This window comes from Actinomadura monticuli (genome assembly GCF_041463655.1).
Lineage (GTDB): Bacteria > Actinomycetota > Actinomycetes > Streptosporangiales > Streptosporangiaceae > Spirillospora > Spirillospora monticuli.
In genome coordinates this window covers 40,920-59,722 of the sequence record NZ_JAXCEI010000010.1, presented here as the reverse complement: position 1 = coordinate 59,722, position 18,803 = coordinate 40,920, and the positions used below count along the sequence as shown (strand labels likewise).

Genomic DNA, 18,803 nt, shown 5'->3' with positions numbered 1-18,803 from the left:
ACAGGAGTTCGCCGCAATGCCAGCCAACGACGCGCAACGCGCACCCGCCCCCCGCACACGACCCCCGCGCCGCCGGGCGCTGCTCGCCGCCGGCGCGCTCGTGCTCGGCGGGCCGGCGCCCGCCGCCGCACTGCTCCCCGGCTCCCCCGCCCGCGCCGCCGCCTCCCTCAACGGCGGCGACGTCACCGCCAACCTCTGGGAATGGAACTGGCCGTCGGTCGCGGCGGCCTGCACCGGCCACCTCGGGCCCGCCGGGTACGGCGCCGTCCAGGTCGCACCGCCCGCCGAGTCGGTCAGCCTCGCCAGTACGAGCGAAGGCGCGCACCCGTGGTGGGAGGTCTACCAGCCCGTCTCCTACGGCCTCACCAGCCGGCTCGGCACCCGCGCCCAGTTCGCCGCCATGGTCACTGCCTGCCATGGCGCGGGCGTCCGCGTCTACGTCGACGCCGTCATCAACCACATGGCGGGCCGCAACAACACGGTCGACACCACCTACGGCGGCTCGACGTTCGATCCCCCCGGGTTCTCCTACCCGGCCGTCCCGTACGCCTACGGCGACTTCCACCACGCCAATGACGGCTACTGCAACGACGACGACGCGGGCATCGACGACTGGAACAACACCTCGGAGGTGCAGAACTGCGAGCTGGTGGCGCTGTCGGACCTCAAGACCCAGGCGGGCGACGTCCGCGAGAAGATCGCCGGCTACCTCAACGACCTCATCGGCCTCGGCGTGGACGGGTTCCGGATCGACGCCGCCAAGCACATCGCGCAGAGCGACTTCGCCGCCATCAAGGGGATGCTCCGCACCACGACCGCCGAGGGCAAGGCGCCCTACATCGCGCAGGAGGTCTTTCCGGGCGCGAGCAACTCCGAGTTGAGGCCGGCCGCGTTCACGGCGAACGGCGACGTGCTCGGCTTCGCCTACGCGCAGGGCCTGAAGGCGCAGTTCCAGAACGGGACGCTGGCGAACCTGTCGGGCATCCCGTCGTGGTCGCTGGACGCGGGCAGCGGCCAGACGTACGCGATGGTCACCAACCACGACACCGAGCGGGACGGGTCGACGCTCACCTACAAGAACGGCTCCGACTACGTGCTGGCCAACTACTTCCTGCTGGCCTACCCGTACGGGAGGCCGGCGGTCTACGACGGGTTCGCCTGGTCGTCCGCCGGGCAGTCGCCGCCCGCGAACGCAGGCGGCTTCGTGACGGACGCCGACTGCGCGAGCGGCTGGCAGTGCCTCACGCGGTCGACCGGGATGAAGGGCATGGTCGGCTGGCGCAACGCGACCGCGTCCGCCACGACGGTGTCCGACTTCACCGCCACCGCCGGCGACGTCATCGGGTTCAGCCGCGGCTCGAAGGGCTGGATCGGGCTGAACGACTCGTCCGGCCCGTCCACGGCGTCCTACCGGACCGGGCTCGCGGACGGCGTCTACTGCGACGTCATCACCGGCGGCCTCGGCGAGAACGGGTGCGCGGGGACGGCGGTCTCGGTGTCCGGCGGCAGCGCGACCGTGACCATCCCCGCGCACGGCGCGGTCGCGATCCACGTGAACGCCAGGGCGGGCGCGACGCCGACCTCCACCACCACCCCCACGAGGCCCGCGAGCGTCTCGGACGCGTTCAACGTCCACGCCGCCACGACCTGGGGGACGAGCGTCTACGTCGTCGGCGACATCCCGGCGCTCGGCTCGTGGGACACGTCCAAGGCCGTCCAGCTCTCCTCGGCCGGCTACCCGACCTGGAGCGGCACGGTCACCCTGCCCGCCAACACCAGGATCGAGTACAAGTACATCAAGAAGACCGACGCGGGCGCCGTCACCTGGGAGAACAGCGCGAACCGCGGTTACACGACCGGAACGTCCACCCACACCGCCAACGACACCTGGAGATAGCCCGCTCCCCCAGGGCCGGCCTCCTCGTGTGCGGAGGCCGGCCCTCCGCGCCCGTCCTCCCCCACCGCATACCCCACCGCATATTTCCACCGACGTGGGGCAGGTCACAGAAGTCAGACTCCAGATCGCGTCACGTTCAGAGGTGCCCGGCGCGTCTACCTCTGTGGCGGCACCGGCGCGGAGGGCGGGGAGGCGGCATGGAAAGCGTGGCCAGAAAGCACGACCTGACGATGCTCTACGCCGCGTACGACGCGTTCCGCCGCGACGCGGCCCGGCTGGAGGCCGCGCCCCTGCCCGCGGGAGCGGCCCTCGCCAACAGCTGGTCCCTGTTCACCTCGCACTGGCGGCTCCAGGACAACGCCGAGAAGCGGGCCCTGTGGACGGTCATGTACGCCAAGGACGCCGACGCGCCGGGCCGGGTCGGCGCCGTCCTCGACTCCCTCGCGGTGCGGACGCTCCGCGTCGTCCCGCTGATCGACGGCGTGGACACGGCCCTGGAGCTCCATGACCGCCTCATGTTCGCCCACTACGCGCGGGAGCTGCGCGCCTCCCTGGACGCCGTCCTGGACTTCAAGGAGTCGAACGTCCTGCCGCTGATCCAGGAGACGCTGACGCCCTACGAGTGGGGCACCTTCGACGTGGAGTTCCGCCGCGAGCTGGGCGTCCGGGGGCTCGGGGTCTTCCTGCCGTGGCTGCTGGACGACGCCCCGGAGCCCACCCGCCGCGCCGTGCTGCGGCTGCTGCCGCCGCCGATCCGGCTGTGCTACCGGTTCACCTGGCGCCCGCGCTACCGGCGCCGCAGCCACCTGGCCGTGCCCGCCTACTGAAGGGCCCGCCTGCTGAAGGGCCCGCCTGCCGAACGGCCCGCCCATTGAAGGGCCCGCCCGCTGAGGCGCCCGCCCCTGGGCCGACCCCCGCTGAGGTGTCCGCCGCCCCCGCCGCTGTGACGCGATGCACAGCAGGCGATGTCACATTTGCCCGTCTCGTTCAGTCTCATCCACAGAAGCGCGACATGCCGGATTCTCGCGACGAAGGGATGCAGACGATGGCCGGACTCACGGACGCCTCGGCGCGGGCGCTGGACGAGCGGCTCGGCACCACCGGGTTCGCCCGCAGGGCGCTGCGCAAGGCGTTCCCGGACCAGTGGAGCTTCCTGGTCGGCGAGATCGCGATGTACTCCTTCGTGATCATCCTGCTGACCGGGGTGTACCTCACGCTGTTCTTCTCGCCGAGCATGCACGAGGTCGTCTACGACGGCTCCTACACGAAGCTGAAGGGCGTCGAGATGAGCGAGGCGTACGCCTCCACACTCAAGATCAGCTTCGACGTGCGGGGCGGGCTGCTCGTCCGGCAGATCCACCACTGGTCGACGCTCATCTTCATGGGCGCGATCCTCGTCCACCTGCTGCGGAACTTCTTCAGCGGCGCGTTCCGCAAGCCCCGCGAGCTGAACTGGCTGATCGGCGTCGCCATGTTCGTCCTCGTCATGTTCAACGGGCTGTTCGGGTACTCGCTGCCGGACGACCTGCTGTCCGGCACGGGCCTGCGCATCCTGGAGGGCGTCACCGCGGGCATCCCGCTCGTCGGCTCCTACCTGGTGATGTTCCTGTTCGGCGGGGAGTACCCGGGGACCGCCATCATCCCGCGCCTGTACATCATCCACGTGCTGCTGATCCCCGGCCTGCTGGCGGCGCTCATCCCGCTGCACGCCATCGTGCTGACCTGGCGGCAGACGCACACGCAGTTCCCCGGCAAGGGCAGCACGAACACGACCGTCCGCGGCTACCCGTTCTTCCCGGTGTTCATCGCCAAGACCACGTCCCTGTTCCTGTGGGTGCTGGGCGTGACGACGCTGCTGGCGGCGTTCGTCCAGATCAACCCGGTCTGGCTGTTCGGCCCGTACGACCCGGGCGCGATCAGCTCCGGCTCGCAGCCCGACTGGTACATGGGCTGGCTGGAGGGCGCGCTGCGGATCATGCCGGCCTGGGAGGTCACCGCGTGGGGCCACTCGGTGCCGCTGAGCGTGCTCGTCCCGGCGCTCGTCGTCCCCGGGGTGCTGTTCACCGGCCTCGCCGCCTACCCGTTCCTGGAACGCTGGGTGACCGGCGACCACCGCATCCACCACCTGCTGGACCGGCCCCGCGACGTCCCCGCCCGGACGGGCATCGGCGTCGGCGGCATGGTCTTCTACGGGACGCTGTGGCTCGCGGGCGGCAACGACGTCCTCGCGCACCGGTTCGACGTCCCGCTGTTCTGGACGACCTGGTTCTTCCGGTTCCTGATCGTCCTCGGGCCGGTGCTCGGCTACATCGTTGCCTACCGGATCTGCGTCGGCCTGCAGCGCCGCGACCTCGGCCTGGTCCGGCACGGGCTGGAGACGGGGATCATCCGCCGGTCGCCGGACGGCGGGTTCGGCGAGGTCGAGCGGCACCTGCCGGACGAGGCGATCGCCGCGATCACCGACCCGCGCCCGGCCGTCGCCGTCGACCTGGACGTCCCGCCGCCCGTCGACGGGATCGACAGCCCGCGCGGCCGCACCGCCGCGGGCCGGCTCCGCGCCGCGCTCAACCGCCGGTTCCGGGCGGACCTGGCCGTCGTCCCCGAACGCCCCCGTCCCGACTCCGGCGGCGACCGCCCCGCGATCGACGAGAAGGCCCCCACCTGACGCCGGGCGGGCGGTCAGCCCTTGAAGAGGTGCCCGATCACCGGGGCGGCGACCGCCACGGGGTCGTCGCCCAGGTCGGGCGGCAGCGCGCCGCTGAGCCACAGGTGCGCGAACCCGTGCACGATCGACCAGGCGGCGATGCCGCGCGTCCGGTCGTGCTCGGGGCCGCCCGGCGCGGCGTCCCGGACGCCCTCGGCGAGCACCCGGCCCGCGCGGGCGCGGGCCGCGGCGAGGTCGGGGTCGTCCGCGCGGTAGAGGCCGGGGCTGAACATCACCTCGAAGTGCGCCCGGTGGGTGACGGCGAACCGGACATAGGCGAGGCCCACCGCGTGCAGGCCGCCGCCGGCCGCCTCCAGGGCGTCCGCGAACAGGGCGTACCCTTCGGCGGCGACGGCGGTCAGCAGGCCCGTCTTGTCGCCGAAGTGGTGGGCGGGCGCGGCGTGCGACACCCCGGCGCGCCGGGCCAGTTCGCGCAGGCTCCACCCGGCCGGGCCCGACTCGGCGGTCGCCGCGACGGCCGCCTCCATGATCGTCCGCCGGAGGTCACCGTGGTGGTAGCCGTCGCCGCTCATCCCGCGAATCCTAGTGCGGGGGCCGCCCGGCCCGCCGTCCGCGCGCCGGTCGTCCGGGCGCCGGTCGTCCGCGCGTCAGTCGTTCTCCTTGCCGAACTCGCGGAGGCGGGGCAGGTCGACCACGGTGATCCGGCGCCAGCCGGTGCGGATCAGCCCCTCGCGGCGCAGGCCGTTGAGGGCGCGCGCGACGGTCTCCCGGGACGCGTCCATCCAGCTGCCCAGCTCCTCCTGCGACAGCGGCGGGCCGATCTCGATCGACCCGTCCGGCGCGGGCGGGACGTGGTGGGCCGACATCTCGGCGAGGTCGGTCAGCAGCGCGGCGAGGCGCTGCGGGCCGCGGCTCGTGACGTGCGCGGTGAGCCGCCGGTCGGAGTCGTCCATGCGCTGGACGAAGGTCCCGGTGACGAGCATCCACACGTCCGGGTGCTCGTCCAGGAACCCGGTGAAGCGGGCGGCGGGCACGACCAGCGCGCGGATCGGCGACAGCGCGGTCACGGTCGCGGCCCGCGGCCGGCCGCCGAGCACCGCGCTCTCGGCGATCAGGTCGCCGGGGCCGCGGACGGCCAGCACCACGTCGTGGCCGTCCGCCGTGGACGAGGTGACCTTCGCCCAGCCGCGCTCGATGATGATGACGTGGTCGGACTCGTCGCCCTGGTACACGAGGGGCGCCTTCACCGGGAACTGCCGGGGGCGCGCCGCGTCGCGCAGCGCGGACTGCTGCGCGGGGTCGAGCGCGGTCCAGAACCTCGGCTGCGGGAAGGACGCCGCGTACGCTGCCAACAGCCCGTCTCCTTCGCCCGCCGTCGCTCTTGCCCTTTTCACTGCCCACGGTCATCCGAACTGTAAACCGGAACACCGCCTCTTGGGCACCGCGAGAACACGGGGTCGGGCCGCGCTCGGCCCGGCCCCGGAAAAGGCGTCGGTCAGGCGCCGGGCGGCGGCTGCGACTCGACGGTCAGGGCCTCATGGTCGAAGCTCAGATAGCGGGCGATCTTGGTCGCGTCCTCCAACGGCTCCTCGTAGGACCAGCCGACGTCGTCGGCCCCCTCCAGCGACCAGTAGGTCGCCTCGCCCTTGTAGGGGCAGACGGTGTGCGTCCGGCTCCTCGTCAGCAGGTCGTGCCGGACGTCCTCGGCCGGGATGTAGTACCGGTTGGGCAGCCCGGTCTCCGAGAGCACGAGCGGATGCTCGGTCTCCGCGACGACCTCCCCGTCCCGCAGCACCCGGACGTGCCGGCGCGCGCGCCGCACGTCGACGCGGTGGAACGGGTCGCGCAGATGGCCGTGGACCTCCTCGTCCTCGTCGTACCAGGCGTCCATCGGCTTCCAGTAGAAGGCCATCAGCCCGCGCAGCCACGCCGCCTCGGGCTTCGGCTCCGGGTACGCCCACACCGCGTTCTCCGCCTCGCGCCCGCCGGCCTGGATCGTCCAGTACGCGGCGTCTCCCTTGAACGGGCAGTGCGTCGTGTGGTCGGTCCTCACCAGCAGGTCGGTCCGCACGTCCTCCTCCGGGACGTACAGGACGGGCAGCAGGCCGGTCTCATGCAGGAACTGCCCGCGCTCGGTGTCCAGGACGACCTCGCCCGCGAACCACGCGTGGACGCGGCGCGGGAACCGGTGCATGAACAGCCGGTGCTTCGGCCCGTCGATGGTGAAGTTGACCTCGTCACCTGGCGAGCCCGCGAGCGGCCCCGGCCGCATGGTCAAGGACATGGGCGTCTCCTTACACTCCGGTCGTCACACGCCGGTCGGCATCGTCTCCAGTTCACCACGGCGCGCCGCCTCCAGGTGAAGCGGAGCGAGCGCGGACGTGATCCGGAACCAGCACAGCGCGTCATAGCGGTCGGCGAGCCGGGTCGGCACGTACTGGCGCCGGTCGCGGTCGGGGTCGTACACGACGCCGATCGCGCGGTGCCCGAGCATCCGGGTCAGGAAGGACGGCATGTCCGGCTCCGGCGGCACGATGAACATCCCCCGGTGCAGGTCGGACTCGGCCAGCACCTCCTCCAGCGACCCCCGGACCGGCGGCGGGACCTGCATGACCTCCATCGGGTCGCCCCAGCGCGGCGCCGCGACCACCTCGCCCGGACCGCCCGCGAACCCGACCAGGACGACGCCGTCCCGGCCCCGCCGCTCGCGGGCGAGCTGGCCGAGGTTGACCATGCCGGCGTCGGCCATGTCGGTCGCCCGCGCGTCGCCGACATGCGTGTTGTGCGCCCACACGACCGCCTTGGCCCGTCCCCGCTCCGACTCGTGGAAGTCCATGAGCCGGTCGAGCGTGTCGGCCATGTGGACGTCGCGGATGTTCCACGAGTCCGGCCCGCCGCCGATCATGGCGCGGTAGTACCGTTCGGCGCCCACCGCCACCTCGGCGTTCTGCCGCGCCTCGAACTCCTCCACCGGGTCGTGGACGGTGCGCGGCTCCTGCCGGCGCAGCCCGGCCAGCAGCGCGAGGACCTCCTCGGCGCACCCGTCCGGGACCAGCGAGGCGTTCCGGCCGTACGACTGCGGGTCCTCGCCGTACGGCTCGAAGCAGCGGTAGGCCTCCAGCGCCGTGTCCAGGTACTCCGGGCGGTGCTCGGCCAGATGGTCGACGACCGCGCGGAGCGACTCCCACAGGCTGTAGACGTCCAGGCCGTAGAAGCCGACGCGCTCGCGGGACGGCACTTCCGCGTTGCGGGCGCGCAGCCAGCGGCAGAACCCGGCGGTCTCCTCGTTGGCCCACATCCACGTCGGCCAGCGGTCGTAGCCCTCCAGGGCGTCCCGCGGGTCCGCCGGCGCGCCGGGCGCGAGCGTCACGGAGCGGCCGACCCGCCGGCAGTCCGGCCAGTCGCCCTCGACCGCGACGAACGAGAACCCGCGCTCGGCGATCAGCCGGCGGGTCAGCGCGGCCCGCCACGCGTAGTACTCGTGCGTGCCGTGGCTGGCCTCGCCGATCAGCACGCAGCGGGCGTCCCCGATCCGGTCCATGAGCGGGTTCAGGTCGTCCTCGTACTCCAGCGGCAGCGCCGCGCCGAGCACGTCCTCGGCGTCGGGCCCGCCGTGGCGCGCCACGGGGCTCACCGCGTCCCCCTCCGCTCCGCGCCGGCGTGCTCGCCGCCCTCCTGGCCGGCGCCGTACCCGTGGTCTCCCGGTCGTGGCATGACGACGTCCCCCCTTTTCCGTCGTCCTCCCCGCGTTCCCCCGATCCGGGGATCGATGCAGACGAACCAGGCATTTCCCGGCACTATTCGCGGCCCGGTCAGGCGGGGCGGCCGAGGCCGGCGGCGCGGGCGCGGTAGGCCGTCGGAGTCTGGCCGTACGCGGCCCGGAACGCCCGGCTGAACGCGGCGGCGTCCGGGAGGCCCCAGCGGCCGGCGATCGCGCCGATCCGCTGCGCGCCGAGGAACGGGTCGGCCAGCTCGCGGCGGCAGTTCTCCAGGCGCCGCGCGCGGACGTAGCGGGCGACCGTCGTCCCGGCCGGCCGGAACACCCGGTACAACTGCCGGACGGAGATGTGGTGCGCCGCGGCGATCGCGGCCGGGCACAGCGCCGGATCGTGCAGCCGCGCCTCGATCCACTCCTGGATCGCGCGCAGCGTCTCCGCGCCGCCGACACGGGCGTCGGACGGGTCGTCGACCGGGCGGAGGGCCCGGCCGGACGGCCGGGTGCCGGAGCCTGCGGGCCGCCGCGGCCGGACGTGGCACGGCCCGGACGCCGGGGTGATCAGGGACCGCCGACGGCCGGCCTGGTCGGGGGCAGGGTGGTCCGAGGTCTCAACGAGCGTGGGCATGACGCTCCTCCGGTCGGCGGGGCGGGGCTCTCGGACGCCACTCGCCAGGCTTCTACGGGCCGTCGGGAAGGTCAATGAGCGAGTCGGCACGAGGCATCCGGCGCGCTTTGGCACTCGCCGCCGAAGACGGAACCGCCCATGCCGCACGAGAGCGGCGGCGCGGCGGCCACCACAGGACCACCGTCCACCGGCGGCTCGCTCCGGCACCGAAGCGCGACGGCGGTGACGAAGACCCGACCACGGTGCCGGCGGGGCCCGAACTTCGACTCTCGCGACAATTAAGACAATTACGGATATACGTTACGTGGACCTCACGACAAGGCTGCAATGGGACGATTCAGTCGGACAATCGCGCACGGTCGCTGTCCGGCATACACCCGGACAGATCGACGCCAAGGCCGAAGCCCGCGGCAGGGGCGCCGGCGGGGACACGCGCACGTCGCTCCCATATGCCTGGGTCGCCCGACATCCTCCTGAAATGCGACCGAGACGTAATGCGAATCGGCCACGAAACGCCAAGGGAATGGATAGTCTCCCACCGATCACTCTTGGTCGAGTAAAGAAATCTGGGAGCACACGCCGCATGAGCGCTGCCAACCGGGCACAGGTCATCACACGGTGGGGGGCCATCGCCTTCATGGCGGCCGCGGTCCTGACCGCCACCGCCGGCGGCTTCGCCCAATCCTATGCCGGTCTCTACCACTGGGCGCTGGAGCACGGCCTGCGGGGCTGGAAGGCCGAATCGTTCCCCCTGCTGGTCGACCTGTTCATCATCGTCGGGGAACTCGGCCTCTTCCTGCTGGCCATCGACGCCTTCGTCATCAAGCGCCGGGCCCTGATGAGCTGGCTCGACTTCTGCCTGCCGCTGACCATCGCGCTCGCCGGGTGGACGGCCAGCCTCATCTTCAACGTCGGCCACGTCGGCCACAAGACGTTCTCCTACCAGGCGACCGCAGCCGTCCCGCCGATCGTGTCGATGCTCGGCCTGTTCGTCCTGCTGCGCACCCTGCACCGGTACGTGTCGCAGAAGGCCGAGGAAGAGGAGGCGAAGGCGCCGGAGCCGCAGACGCGCGCCATCGCCGGGCCCGTCACGCTGAACCAGATCACGCTGATGCCGCTGCGGAACACCGGGCCGTTCCCGCAGATCCAGGTCCCCGGCCACTCAGGCAAGGCGATCGAGTCCGGCACGTCGGCGGAGCAGCCGGCGGGGCAGGCCGCGGCCGAGGGCAAGGCCGACGCCGGAGCGGCCCCGAAGGCGGCCGCGGGCGCGTCCGCCCAGGCCGCCGCGCCCGCCCCGGCCCCGGCCCCGGCGCCCGAGCCCGAGCCGGAACTGGCCGTCGTCAGCGCCGCCGCCTCCGCCGGAAGCCTCAACGGCCGCAGCTCCTACGGCCGCGCCGCCGAGGCGCCCGCGCCGAACGCGCCGTCCCCGGAGAACCTGCGCAGCCTCGTCATCGACATCCTCGAACGGCGGCACGGCGACGTCGCCGCGACGTACGCCGAGGTCCGGGCCCAGGGCTACACCTGCGACGAGGCCGAGATCCAGCGGATCAGCGACAACCACTGGTTCCCGTACGCGGTGTACCGGCTGCTGGCCAAGCACCACGGTGACGGCGAGCTGGTGGCCCGGGAGCTGACCTCGCAGGGCATCGTCTACGACCAGGTCACGCTGGACGCGCTCGTCCAGTCCTGGCGGGTCTGACCCGCCAGGCACCCGATTTTCCGGACCGGCCGCCCGCGCCATTGCGGGCGGCCGGTCTTCGCCGTATCGACGCGATCACGCTCCGTTCGTGCGACGCTGGGCGCACCAGCGACGCCGGGAGAGCCGATGCCCTCGATGCGAACCCATCTCGCCGCCGTGGCCGCCGTGGCCGCCCTCGGCGGAGCCCTCACCGGATACCTGGTCGCCCCGTCGGCGGGCGACGCCTCCGCCGGGCCGGCGGCGGCCCTCGCGAGCGGAACGCTCCACCTCGCCCTGAACATGCCGGCCGGCGACCGCGCCCAGGCCGCCGCACTCGGCTACGACCTGTTCGACGTCGACCCGGACGCGGACGAGATCGCCTCCCTGCCCGCGGGCGGCCGGGCCCTGCTGTGGGTCGGGAACACCACCTGCGGCGGCTTCCAGCAGGAGAGCACCTCCGCGTTCGCCGACACGGTGCGGCGGTTCGCGGGGAACGACCGCGTGTACGGCTGGTACCTGTCCGACGAACCGAACCCGGACGAATGCCCCGACATCGCCGCCAAGATCCGGAAACGGGCCGACATCGTCCACCGGTACGCGCCCGGGCAGAAGGCGTTCGCGTCGCTGACCGACTGGCCGATGCGCCCGCTCAAGCCGTCCGAGACCCATCTCGACCTCATCGGCCTCGACCCGTACCCGTGCCGGACGGACCGCGAGACCTGCGACCTGAAGGCGATCGACTCGATGGTCGGGCAGGCCGCCCGCGCCGGGTTCCCCCGACGGATGATCGTCCCGGTGTTCCAGACGTTCGGGCAGTCCTGCAACGACGGCGAGCGGAACTGGCGGCTGCCGGGCGAGCGGCAGCTCCGGTCCATCCTCGGCCGGTGGGACCGGCTCGTCCCGCGGCCCGCGTTCGACATCAGCTACTCGTGGGGACGGCAGGACGCCTGGGCGTGCCCGGCGCTGTCCGACGCCGACGGCGGGGGCGGCCTCCCGGATCTCCAGTCGGTGATGAAGGCGCACAACACCCGCCGCGCGGGACCGGGCCTGCCCACGCGCGCCCCGAGCCGGCGCACGCCGACGCCGGCGGCGCCCGGGGAACCGCCCGCGTCGGCGGAGCCGTGCCCGTCCTAGACCGGCCCTACGGGTCGGGCTGCCGCTCCTGGGACGGGTCGGTCCGCAGGCGGGCGTGCAGGCCGCCGTCCACATGCAGGACGTGCCCGTTGAGCCGCGCCGTCGGGGACGCCAGGTAGAGCGCCGCGTCCGCGACCTCCTCCGGCGCGGTGGTGCGGCCCGCCGGGATGTCGGTGGCGGGCCGCACCTCACCGACGACGCTGGCGGGGGCGATGCAGTTCGCGCGGATGCCGAGGCCGCCGAGCTCCACGGCGATCGCCCGGCTGAGCGCCTCGATGCCCGCCTTCGTCACGTCGTAGGCGCTCTGGTCCTCGTGGGCGCGGGAGCCGCCCGGCGACGACAGGCTGACGATCGCGCCGCCCCGCCCGGCGTCCCGCCAGAGCCGGGCGGCGCGCACCGACAGCAGGTACGCCGAACGCAGGTTGGCGGGGATGACCGCGTCCCACAGGCGGGCGCCGATGTCGATGAGCGGGGTGCGCACGTCGGTCATCGCGGCGTTGTTGACGAGCACGTCCAGGCCGCCGTCCCCGCGGATCCTGGCGAAGACGGCGTCGGCCACCTCCTCCCGGGCGAGGTCGCCGCGCATCGGCGCCACCCGCGGGACGGCGTCGAAGACCTTGAGGCCGTCGGCGTCCACGTCCACGGCGAGCACGTCGGCGCCCGCGCCGGCGAACCGGTGCACCAGCGCGCGGCCGATCAGCCCCGCGGCGCCGGTCACCAGCACCCGCTCCCCCGTGTAGTCGAACGTGACAGCGCTCATTCGGCCGGAGCCTCCCTCACCTGGGCGACGATCTGCCTCGGGTTGACGAACATCAGCGCGACGACCAGCAGGACCGCCGACAGCGCCATGTAGATCACGGCCATCGCGCCGATGGCCTGCGCCGCGCGGATGCCCGGCGTGAACGCGGCGCTGTACAGCGCGACGATCAGGGTCTGGCTGTCGGCGTCCGCCACCAGGAACGTCAGTTCGAACATGGCGACGGTGCGGACCAGCACCAGGATGCCGGCGGCGAGGATGCCGGGCAGCAGCAGCGGGACCAGCACCCGGGTGAACACCTGCCGGGTCCGGGCGCCGCACATCCGCGCCGCCGACTCCACGTTCGCGTCGATCTGCTCCACGAACGGCGTCATCACGAGGACGACGAACGGCAGCGCCGGGACGAGGTTCGCCGCCACGACGCCCGTCATCGTTCCCGCCAGGTGCACCTTGTACAGGACGGTCGCGAGGGGGATCCCGTAGGTGATCGGCGGGACGGCGGCGCGGGCGGGGGCTCCGGGCGGGTCTAGGCGGCGTCCCGTGCGGCCCGCCGCGGCGCGGGCTCGTGGGGGACCTCGTCGTCGTGCACGTACCGGCGGCCGCGCATCAGCGACACCAGTGCCGCGACCAGCGACATCGCGATCGCCATGCTGAACACGATGACCAGGCCGTGGTGGAACGGCTCGGAGATCAGGTGCGGGAAGTACGACCGGCCGGTGAGGGTCGCCACGTCGTCCGGCGCGAGCCCGCCGAGCACGTGGAACGGCGCGAGCAGGTTCTGGATCGGGTTGTAGCCGAGGAACGCGGCGAACAGCGTGCCGACCGGCGGCAGTTCGCCGACCCGCGTCGCCGGCCCCGCCGGGACGCCGTGCTGCGTCAGCCCCTGCGTCAGGGTCTTCGGCAGCGTGTCGGACAGGCCCGCGATCATCAGCGAGAAGAACACCCCGATCGACAGCACCATGCCGGCGTTCATGAAGGTGGAGCGCATGCCGGACGCGACGCCGCGCCGGTCCGCCGGGACGGAGTTCATGATCGCGGTGGTGTTGGGCGCCGCGAACAGCCCGGAGCCGACGCCGTTGAGGAAGATCAGCAGCGCGAACGTGGTGTAGCCGAAGTCGGTCGGGATGAGCAGCAGCCCGGCGAACGCCAGCGCCGACAGCACCAGCCCGCCGGAGGCGAACGCGCGGGCGCCGTGCCGGTCGGACAAGTGCCCGGAGACCGGCCCCGCGACCAGGAAGCCGGCGGTGAGCGGGAGCAGGTAGATGCCCGCCCACAGCGGCGTGTCCTCGTAGTCGTAGCCGTGCAGCGGCAGCCAGATGCCCTGCAGCCAGATGATCAGCATGAACTGCATCCCGCCGCGCGAGATCGCGGCGAGCAGCCCGGCCGCGTTGCCGGCCGTGAACGCCCGGATGCGGAACAGCCCGAGATGGAACATCGGCTGCTCCACCCTGGTCTCGATCCAGCAGAACAGCCCCAGCACGGCGATGCCGCCGATCATCCCGCCGAGCACCCAGGGGTTCGTCCAGCCCATGTCGTGGCCGCCGTACGGCTGGATGCCGTAGGTGGTCGCGGCGAGCAGCGCGGTCAGCCCGACCGCGAACGTGACGTTGCCCAGCCAGTCGATCCTCGCGCCGACCGCCCTCGTCGCGGTCTCGACCAGGCTGCGGTAGGCCCAGATCGTCCCGGCGATCCCGATGGGCGCGGACGCGAAGAACACCAGCCGCCAGTTGATCTCGCTGAGCAGCCCGCCCGCGACCAGGCCGATGAACGTCCCGGCGATCCCGGCGACCTGGTTGACGCCCATCGCCATGCCGCGCCGGTGCGCCGGGAACGCGTCGGTGAGGATCGCGGCCGAGTTCGCCATCAGCATGGCGCCGCCGATCCCTTGGAAGACCCGCCAGCCGATGAGCCAGATCGCCCCGGCGCTCCCCTGCAGCGGATCGAGCGCCAGGACGAGCGTCCCGACCGTGAACACCGCGAACCCGGCGTTGTACATGCGGACGCGCCCGAACATGTCCCCGAGCCGGCCGAGCGTCACCACCAGCACCGCCGAGACGAGCATGTAGCCCATCAGGATCCACAGCAGGTAGCTCACATTGCCCGGTTCGAGCGGATTCAGCCGGATGCCGCGGAAGATCGCCGGCAGCGAAATGATCACGATCGAGGAGTTGACCGTGGCCAGCAGCATGCCGAGCGTCGTATTGCTCAGCGCGACCCACGGATAGTGCTTGGACGGCATGCCACCCCACCCCCGGCAGATAGTTTCTTCCGCTAACTAATCATAGGCCCGGCTTCCTTCGCCAGCCCGGAAAAGGGGTCGTACGGGTCACCCCGCGCCCGTGCCGTCCCCCGCGCTCGGCGCCGAGCCCGCCGCCCTCTAGGATCCGGCCGGTGAACGGCAAACACAGGCTGGACCTGGACGACGAGCGCCTCGTCGCGTTCTTTCGCGAGCGCCACATCTGCACCCTTGTGACCGTCCGCGCCGACGGCACCCCGCACTCCGTCCCGGTCGGCGCCACCCTGGACGGCGGCACCGTCCGCGTGATCACCTCGTCGGGCTCGGCGAAGGCGCGGCACGTCCGCGCCGCCGGCGAGGCGGGCCTCCCCGTCGCCGTCACGCAGGTCGACGGCCGCCGCTGGGCCACCGTCGAAGGCCGCGCGGTCGTGCGGACGGACCCGGCCTCCGTGGCCGACGCCGAACACCGCTACACCGCGCGCTACAAGCCCCCGCGCCCCAACCCGAACCGGGTCGTCATCGAGATCACCGCGACCCGCGCCCTCGGGAACCTCTGAGCGCCGCCGCCCGCGACCGGATCTCGCCCTTCTCCGGTTCAGTAGGCGTAGGCGGGGCCGCAGGAGGCGGCGCCGTCGCTGTTCCCCAGGAAGCCGCCATCGATCACCCGGCCGAAGGCGTCGAGACCGTTCAAGCATGCGTGGCGCGGCCCGTCGTCATTCATGAACGCGATGGCCATCAGGGTGTTCGGCTTTTGCGGAATGGTCGTGGTGACGCGCATCGGCTCGCCCTCCGAAAAGGAGAAGAGGACGGTGCTCGGCGGCCGCGTCGTCCTCATCACGCCGTAGCCGGTCCGGCCGTCCGGATTCATCACGGCGGTGGTGACCGACCCGGAATCGGCCGGCCCGCGGAACAGCACACGGCCCGCGCGCAGGTCGGTCCCCCGCGCACGCGTGTCGAGCGCGTGAACGGTGACGCTGCCGAGCCCGCGTCCGATGGGCGCGTACATCTGCCCTGGCGGGACGCCGGAACCGGAAGAGTCGTCCGGACGGACGTCGCTGACGGCGTAGCCGAGCGTGCGGCCGTCGCCCGCCCAGGCGATCTCGCCGATGACGGACGGGGCGGCGGTGCTCCAGGTCCGGCGGCGGCCGGAACCGAGGTCGGAGACGGTCACGGTGGCGCGCGGCTCGGCGGCCCGCCGGGCGCCGCTCGCGCAGGGGGCCGTCGTGTAGGCGAGCCGGTCGCCGTCCGGGCTGATGGCCAGACCGGCGACGGGGGCGGGAACGGGTTCCCGGCGGAGCGGCTCCATGCCTTCCACACGGCCGTCCCCGGTGAGCCGGAAGCGGTAGAACCGTGATTCGCACGGCCCTTTCCGGAAGGCGACCACGACGAACGTTCCCTTGGGGCCCGCGAGGATTTCCCGTGCTTCACCGGCGGACGGCGACGGCGGTTCGACCGCGTCCACCGGCCGTGGCCGTCCGGCCGGCTCCAAAGCGCTCACCTGCAACCACGGTTCGGGCCCGCCGTCCGTCGGGTGATTCCCCAGCCGCCCGACCGTGAGAATGAAGCGCGGGTGCCGGCCATACGCGTGAGCATCTGTTTCCGGAGCCCTTTCATCTGCCAGGACGTGCACCGCGGCAATGGACGCCGCGACCGATACGGCCATCGCGAGCGGCGCCGCCCAGCGCCGTATCCGCCATGACAGCGGCTCGCGTCCTTGTGAGCAGTCCCCCTCGTCCGCCATCTGATGATCATGCCGTCCGTGCGGGCAGGTGGGCGGCCATTCGGGAAAGACGGCGTCAACTCGCTCGCGTCAACTCGAGCACGGCAGTTATCCGGCCCGCTCCCAGGCCGTGGCGATGGCTGCCTGGCCGAGGCTGATGCCGCCGTCGTTGGGCGGGACGCGGTGGTGGGTCAGCACGTCGAAACCCGCCTCGGTGAGCCGCTGTACCGCGCGTTCCAGGAGGAGCATGTTCTGGAACACGCCGCCGGAGAGGGCGACCGTGCCGAGGTTCCTTTCCTCCCGCAGGCGCGATGCCGCCGCCACGATGAGGGCCGCGACGCCGTTGTGGAATCGGGCCGCGATCGTCGGGCCGGGGACGCCCGTCCTGAGGTCGTCCACCGCCGCGTCCAGGAGGTCACGGCCCATGACGGTGAATTCGCCGGTGATGGTCACCGGGTATGCGGCGAGGTCGGACGGGTCGGCGAGTTGTTCCAGCTCCACGGCGGCCTGGCCTTCGTAGTTGACGCGGTCGCGGACGCCGAGGACGGCGGCGACCGCGTCGAATAGGCGGCCCATGCTGGAGGTGAGTGGCGCGTTGACGCCTCGTCCGGCCAATTCCGCAACGGCGGCCCAATCGGGGCGGCGGGCCACCGCGAGGTCCTCCGGTACGCCGTATGCGGCGGCCATCCGCCATGGCTCGCGGATCGCGGCGGCTCCCCCGGGCATCGGGACGGGTTCCAGATGCCCGGCCCTTTCGAAGCCGCGCAGATCGGCGACGAGGAATTCGCCGCCCCAGAGCGTGCCGTCCGTTCCGTATCCGGTGCCGTCGAACGCGACGCCGATCACCGGCGCGTCCGCGCCGTTGTCGGCCAGGCAGGACGCGATGTGCGCGTGGTGGTGCTGAACGCCGATCGACGGCAGATCCTGGACGAGCGCGTATTTGGTCGACAGGTACTCGGGATGCAGGTCGTGGGCGACGAGTTCCGGGATCGTGTCGAAGAGCCGCTTGAAGTGCTCGATGCCCTCCTCGAAGGCGCGGAAGGTCTCGTAGTTCTCCAGGTCGCCTATGTGGTGGGAGACGAAGGCGCGGCCGTCGCGGGCCAGGCAGAACGTGTTCTTCAACTCGGCTCCGCATGCCAGGACCGAGGGTCCCTTCGGGATCGGCACGGGCTCCGGCGCGTAGCCGCGGGACCGCCGCACCGGCAGCGTCCGCCCCCGGAAGACCCGCACCACCGAGTCGTCGGTCCTGACGTGGATGGGACGGTCGTGGAGCAGGAAGGCGTCGGCGATGCCGCGGAGGCGTTCCATGGCGTCGCCGTCCCGGTACGCGATCGGCTCGTCCGAGACGTTCCCGCTGGTCAGCACGATCGGTTCGGTGACGAGCAGGTGATGCAGCGGGGTGTAGGGCAGCAGGAGGCCGAGGTTTCGGTTGCCGGGTGCGATGGCGGCGGCGAGCGCCGCGTCCGGGCGGCGGCGGGCCAGCACGATCGGGCGGCGCGGACCGGTGAGCAGCGCCTCCTCGGCTTCGGAGAGTTCGCACAGCGCGCGTGCGGCGGCCAGGCCGGGGACCATGACGGCGAACGGCTTGTCCTCGCGGTGCTTGCGCGAGCGGAGCGCGGCGACCGCGTCCTCCGCCGCGGCCCGCGCCGCCAGGTGGTAGCCGCCGAGGCCCTTCACCGCGAGCACGGCCCCGGCGGCGAGCAGGTCGCGCGCCGCGGTGAGCGGGTCGCCGGGGGGCGGGGCGTCCGGCAGCAGGGTGAGGGACGGGCCGCAGGACGGGCAGCACACCGGCTGCGCGTGGAACCGCCGGTCGGCCGGGTCCGCGTACTCCGCCGCGCACGGCCCGCACATCGGGAAGCCCGCCATGGTCGTGGACGGACGGTCATACGGGACGTCCTTCACGATCGTGAAGCGCGGCCCGCAGTTCGTGCAGTTGATGAACGGGTACCGGTAGCGGCGGTCGGCGGGGTCGGCGATTTCCCGCAGGCAGTCGTCGCAGGTCGCGGAGTCCCAGGAGACGAGCGCGCGGCGCTCCCCCGACGCCTCGCTCCGCACGATCGCGAACCCGTCGCGGCCCGCCGCCGCGAGTTCGCGGGTGGTGACGCGCTCGACGACGGCGAGCCGCGGCGGGCGCGCGCGCAGCCCGTCCAGGAACCGCCCGACCGCGTCGGGTGCGCCCTCGACCTCGATGAACACGCCGCCCGCGTCGTTGCCGACCAGCCCTGACAGCCCGAGGCCGGTCGCGAGCCCGTGCACGAAGGGGCGGAAACCGACGCCCTGCACGATACCCTCGACGCGGACGCCGACCCTGACGTCCACCCGCCCATTCTGTCACGATGCGTGATCAGTCGAATGCGTTACGCGCTCGCGAGA

General features: G+C 72.6%; 16 protein-coding genes. 6 read left to right on the top strand and 10 right to left on the bottom strand.

Going from position 1 to position 18,803, the window contains the following annotated elements; all coding sequences use genetic code 11:
• The first annotated feature begins 16 nt into the window (after positions 1-16).
• From SM611_RS22740 to qcrB, 3 genes are all read left to right on the top strand, one after another.
• On the top strand, positions 17-1,897 hold the full coding sequence (locus SM611_RS22740) for a carbohydrate-binding module family 20 domain-containing protein (RefSeq protein WP_371951902.1): 1,881 nt from the start codon (positions 17-19) through the stop codon (positions 1,895-1,897).
• 197 nt (positions 1,898-2,094) lie between these two features.
• On the top strand, positions 2,095-2,724 hold the full coding sequence (locus SM611_RS22735) for a hypothetical protein (protein WP_371951901.1): 630 nt from the start codon (positions 2,095-2,097) through the stop codon (positions 2,722-2,724).
• Positions 2,725-2,942: 218 nt separating this feature from the next.
• Positions 2,943-4,562 (top strand): cytochrome bc1 complex cytochrome b subunit, encoded by a 1,620-nt coding sequence (qcrB, locus tag SM611_RS22730; RefSeq protein ID WP_371951900.1) that lies wholly within the window; start codon positions 2,943-2,945, stop codon positions 4,560-4,562.
• A 14-nt stretch (positions 4,563-4,576) separates the two neighbouring features.
• On the opposite strand, the gene SM611_RS22725 is transcribed toward qcrB, so the two are convergent.
• From SM611_RS22725 to SM611_RS22705, 5 genes are all read right to left on the bottom strand, one after another.
• A complete protein-coding gene (locus tag SM611_RS22725) occupies positions 4,577-5,134 on the bottom strand; it encodes a TetR/AcrR family transcriptional regulator (RefSeq protein ID WP_371951899.1) in 558 nt (185 codons plus the stop codon).
• 75 nt (positions 5,135-5,209) lie between these two features.
• Complete coding sequence (locus tag SM611_RS22720) at positions 5,210-5,914, bottom strand: Crp/Fnr family transcriptional regulator (RefSeq protein ID WP_371951898.1); 705 nt, start codon at positions 5,912-5,914, stop codon at positions 5,210-5,212.
• A gap of 143 nt (positions 5,915-6,057) precedes the next feature.
• Positions 6,058-6,846, bottom strand: coding sequence for a DUF427 domain-containing protein (locus tag SM611_RS22715; RefSeq protein ID WP_371951897.1), 789 nt, complete (start codon positions 6,844-6,846; stop codon positions 6,058-6,060).
• 24 nt (positions 6,847-6,870) lie between these two features.
• Positions 6,871-8,196 (bottom strand): erythromycin esterase family protein, encoded by a 1,326-nt coding sequence (locus SM611_RS22710; protein WP_371951896.1) that lies wholly within the window; start codon positions 8,194-8,196, stop codon positions 6,871-6,873.
• A 178-nt stretch (positions 8,197-8,374) separates the two neighbouring features.
• On the bottom strand, positions 8,375-8,905 hold the full coding sequence (locus SM611_RS22705; RefSeq protein ID WP_371951895.1) for a helix-turn-helix domain-containing protein: 531 nt from the start codon (positions 8,903-8,905) through the stop codon (positions 8,375-8,377).
• 583 nt (positions 8,906-9,488) lie between these two features.
• Between SM611_RS22705 and SM611_RS22700 the strand changes: the two genes are divergently transcribed.
• Positions 9,489-10,604: a DUF2637 domain-containing protein gene (locus SM611_RS22700; RefSeq protein ID WP_371951894.1), complete on the top strand. Its 1,116-nt coding sequence runs from the start codon at positions 9,489-9,491 to the stop codon at positions 10,602-10,604.
• A gap of 126 nt (positions 10,605-10,730) precedes the next feature.
• On the top strand, positions 10,731-11,717 hold the full coding sequence (locus SM611_RS22695; RefSeq protein WP_371951893.1) for a hypothetical protein: 987 nt from the start codon (positions 10,731-10,733) through the stop codon (positions 11,715-11,717).
• Between the two features lie 7 nt (positions 11,718-11,724).
• Here the strand turns inward: SM611_RS22695 and SM611_RS22690 are convergent, their stop codons facing one another.
• From SM611_RS22690 to SM611_RS22680, 3 genes are read right to left on the bottom strand one after another with little or no spacing between them, the layout of a single operon-like run.
• Complete coding sequence (locus tag SM611_RS22690) at positions 11,725-12,477, bottom strand: SDR family NAD(P)-dependent oxidoreductase (RefSeq protein ID WP_371951892.1); 753 nt, start codon at positions 12,475-12,477, stop codon at positions 11,725-11,727.
• A complete protein-coding gene (locus SM611_RS22685; RefSeq protein WP_371952159.1) occupies positions 12,474-12,962 on the bottom strand; it encodes an ABC transporter permease in 489 nt (162 codons plus the stop codon). The genes SM611_RS22690 and SM611_RS22685 overlap by 4 nt, the downstream gene beginning before the upstream one ends.
• A gap of 38 nt (positions 12,963-13,000) precedes the next feature.
• Positions 13,001-14,713 carry an MFS transporter gene (locus SM611_RS22680; RefSeq protein ID WP_371951891.1) on the bottom strand — a complete coding sequence of 571 codons (1,713 nt, stop codon included), beginning with the start codon at positions 14,711-14,713 and terminating at the stop codon, positions 13,001-13,003.
• Between the two features lie 152 nt (positions 14,714-14,865).
• Between SM611_RS22680 and SM611_RS22675 the strand changes: the two genes are divergently transcribed.
• Entirely contained in the window at positions 14,866-15,267 is a 402-nt protein-coding gene (locus tag SM611_RS22675; RefSeq protein WP_371951890.1) for a PPOX class F420-dependent oxidoreductase, read from the top strand.
• A 38-nt stretch (positions 15,268-15,305) separates the two neighbouring features.
• Here the strand turns inward: SM611_RS22675 and SM611_RS22670 are convergent, their stop codons facing one another.
• Both SM611_RS22670 and hypF read right to left on the bottom strand, forming a co-directional pair.
• Positions 15,306-16,208 carry a WD40 repeat domain-containing protein gene (locus tag SM611_RS22670; RefSeq protein WP_371951889.1) on the bottom strand — a complete coding sequence of 301 codons (903 nt, stop codon included), beginning with the start codon at positions 16,206-16,208 and terminating at the stop codon, positions 15,306-15,308.
• Between the two features lie 330 nt (positions 16,209-16,538).
• Complete coding sequence (hypF, locus tag SM611_RS22665) at positions 16,539-18,749, bottom strand: carbamoyltransferase HypF (RefSeq protein ID WP_371951888.1); 2,211 nt, start codon at positions 18,747-18,749, stop codon at positions 16,539-16,541.
• Positions 18,750-18,803: the final 54 nt, after the last annotated feature.

What these genes read in the sequence shown, in the direction of transcription:
- SM611_RS22740 (WP_371951902.1), top strand. Translation starts at nt 17, where the DNA reads ATGCCAGCCAACGACGCGCAACGCGCACCCGCCCCCCGCACACGACCC.
- SM611_RS22735 (WP_371951901.1), top strand. Translation starts at nt 2,095, where the DNA reads ATGGAAAGCGTGGCCAGAAAGCACGACCTGACGATGCTCTACGCCGCG.
- qcrB (WP_371951900.1), top strand. Translation starts at nt 2,943, where the DNA reads ATGGCCGGACTCACGGACGCCTCGGCGCGGGCGCTGGACGAGCGGCTC.
- SM611_RS22725 (WP_371951899.1), bottom strand. Translation starts at nt 5,134, where the DNA reads ATGAGCGGCGACGGCTACCACCACGGTGACCTCCGGCGGACGATCATG.
- SM611_RS22715 (WP_371951897.1), bottom strand. Translation starts at nt 6,846, where the DNA reads ATGTCCTTGACCATGCGGCCGGGGCCGCTCGCGGGCTCGCCAGGTGAC.
- SM611_RS22705 (WP_371951895.1), bottom strand. Translation starts at nt 8,905, where the DNA reads ATGCCCACGCTCGTTGAGACCTCGGACCACCCTGCCCCCGACCAGGCC.
- SM611_RS22700 (WP_371951894.1), top strand. Translation starts at nt 9,489, where the DNA reads ATGAGCGCTGCCAACCGGGCACAGGTCATCACACGGTGGGGGGCCATC.
- SM611_RS22695 (WP_371951893.1), top strand. Translation starts at nt 10,731, where the DNA reads ATGCCCTCGATGCGAACCCATCTCGCCGCCGTGGCCGCCGTGGCCGCC.
- SM611_RS22690 (WP_371951892.1), bottom strand. Translation starts at nt 12,477, where the DNA reads ATGAGCGCTGTCACGTTCGACTACACGGGGGAGCGGGTGCTGGTGACC.
- SM611_RS22680 (WP_371951891.1), bottom strand. Translation starts at nt 14,713, where the DNA reads ATGCCGTCCAAGCACTATCCGTGGGTCGCGCTGAGCAATACGACGCTC.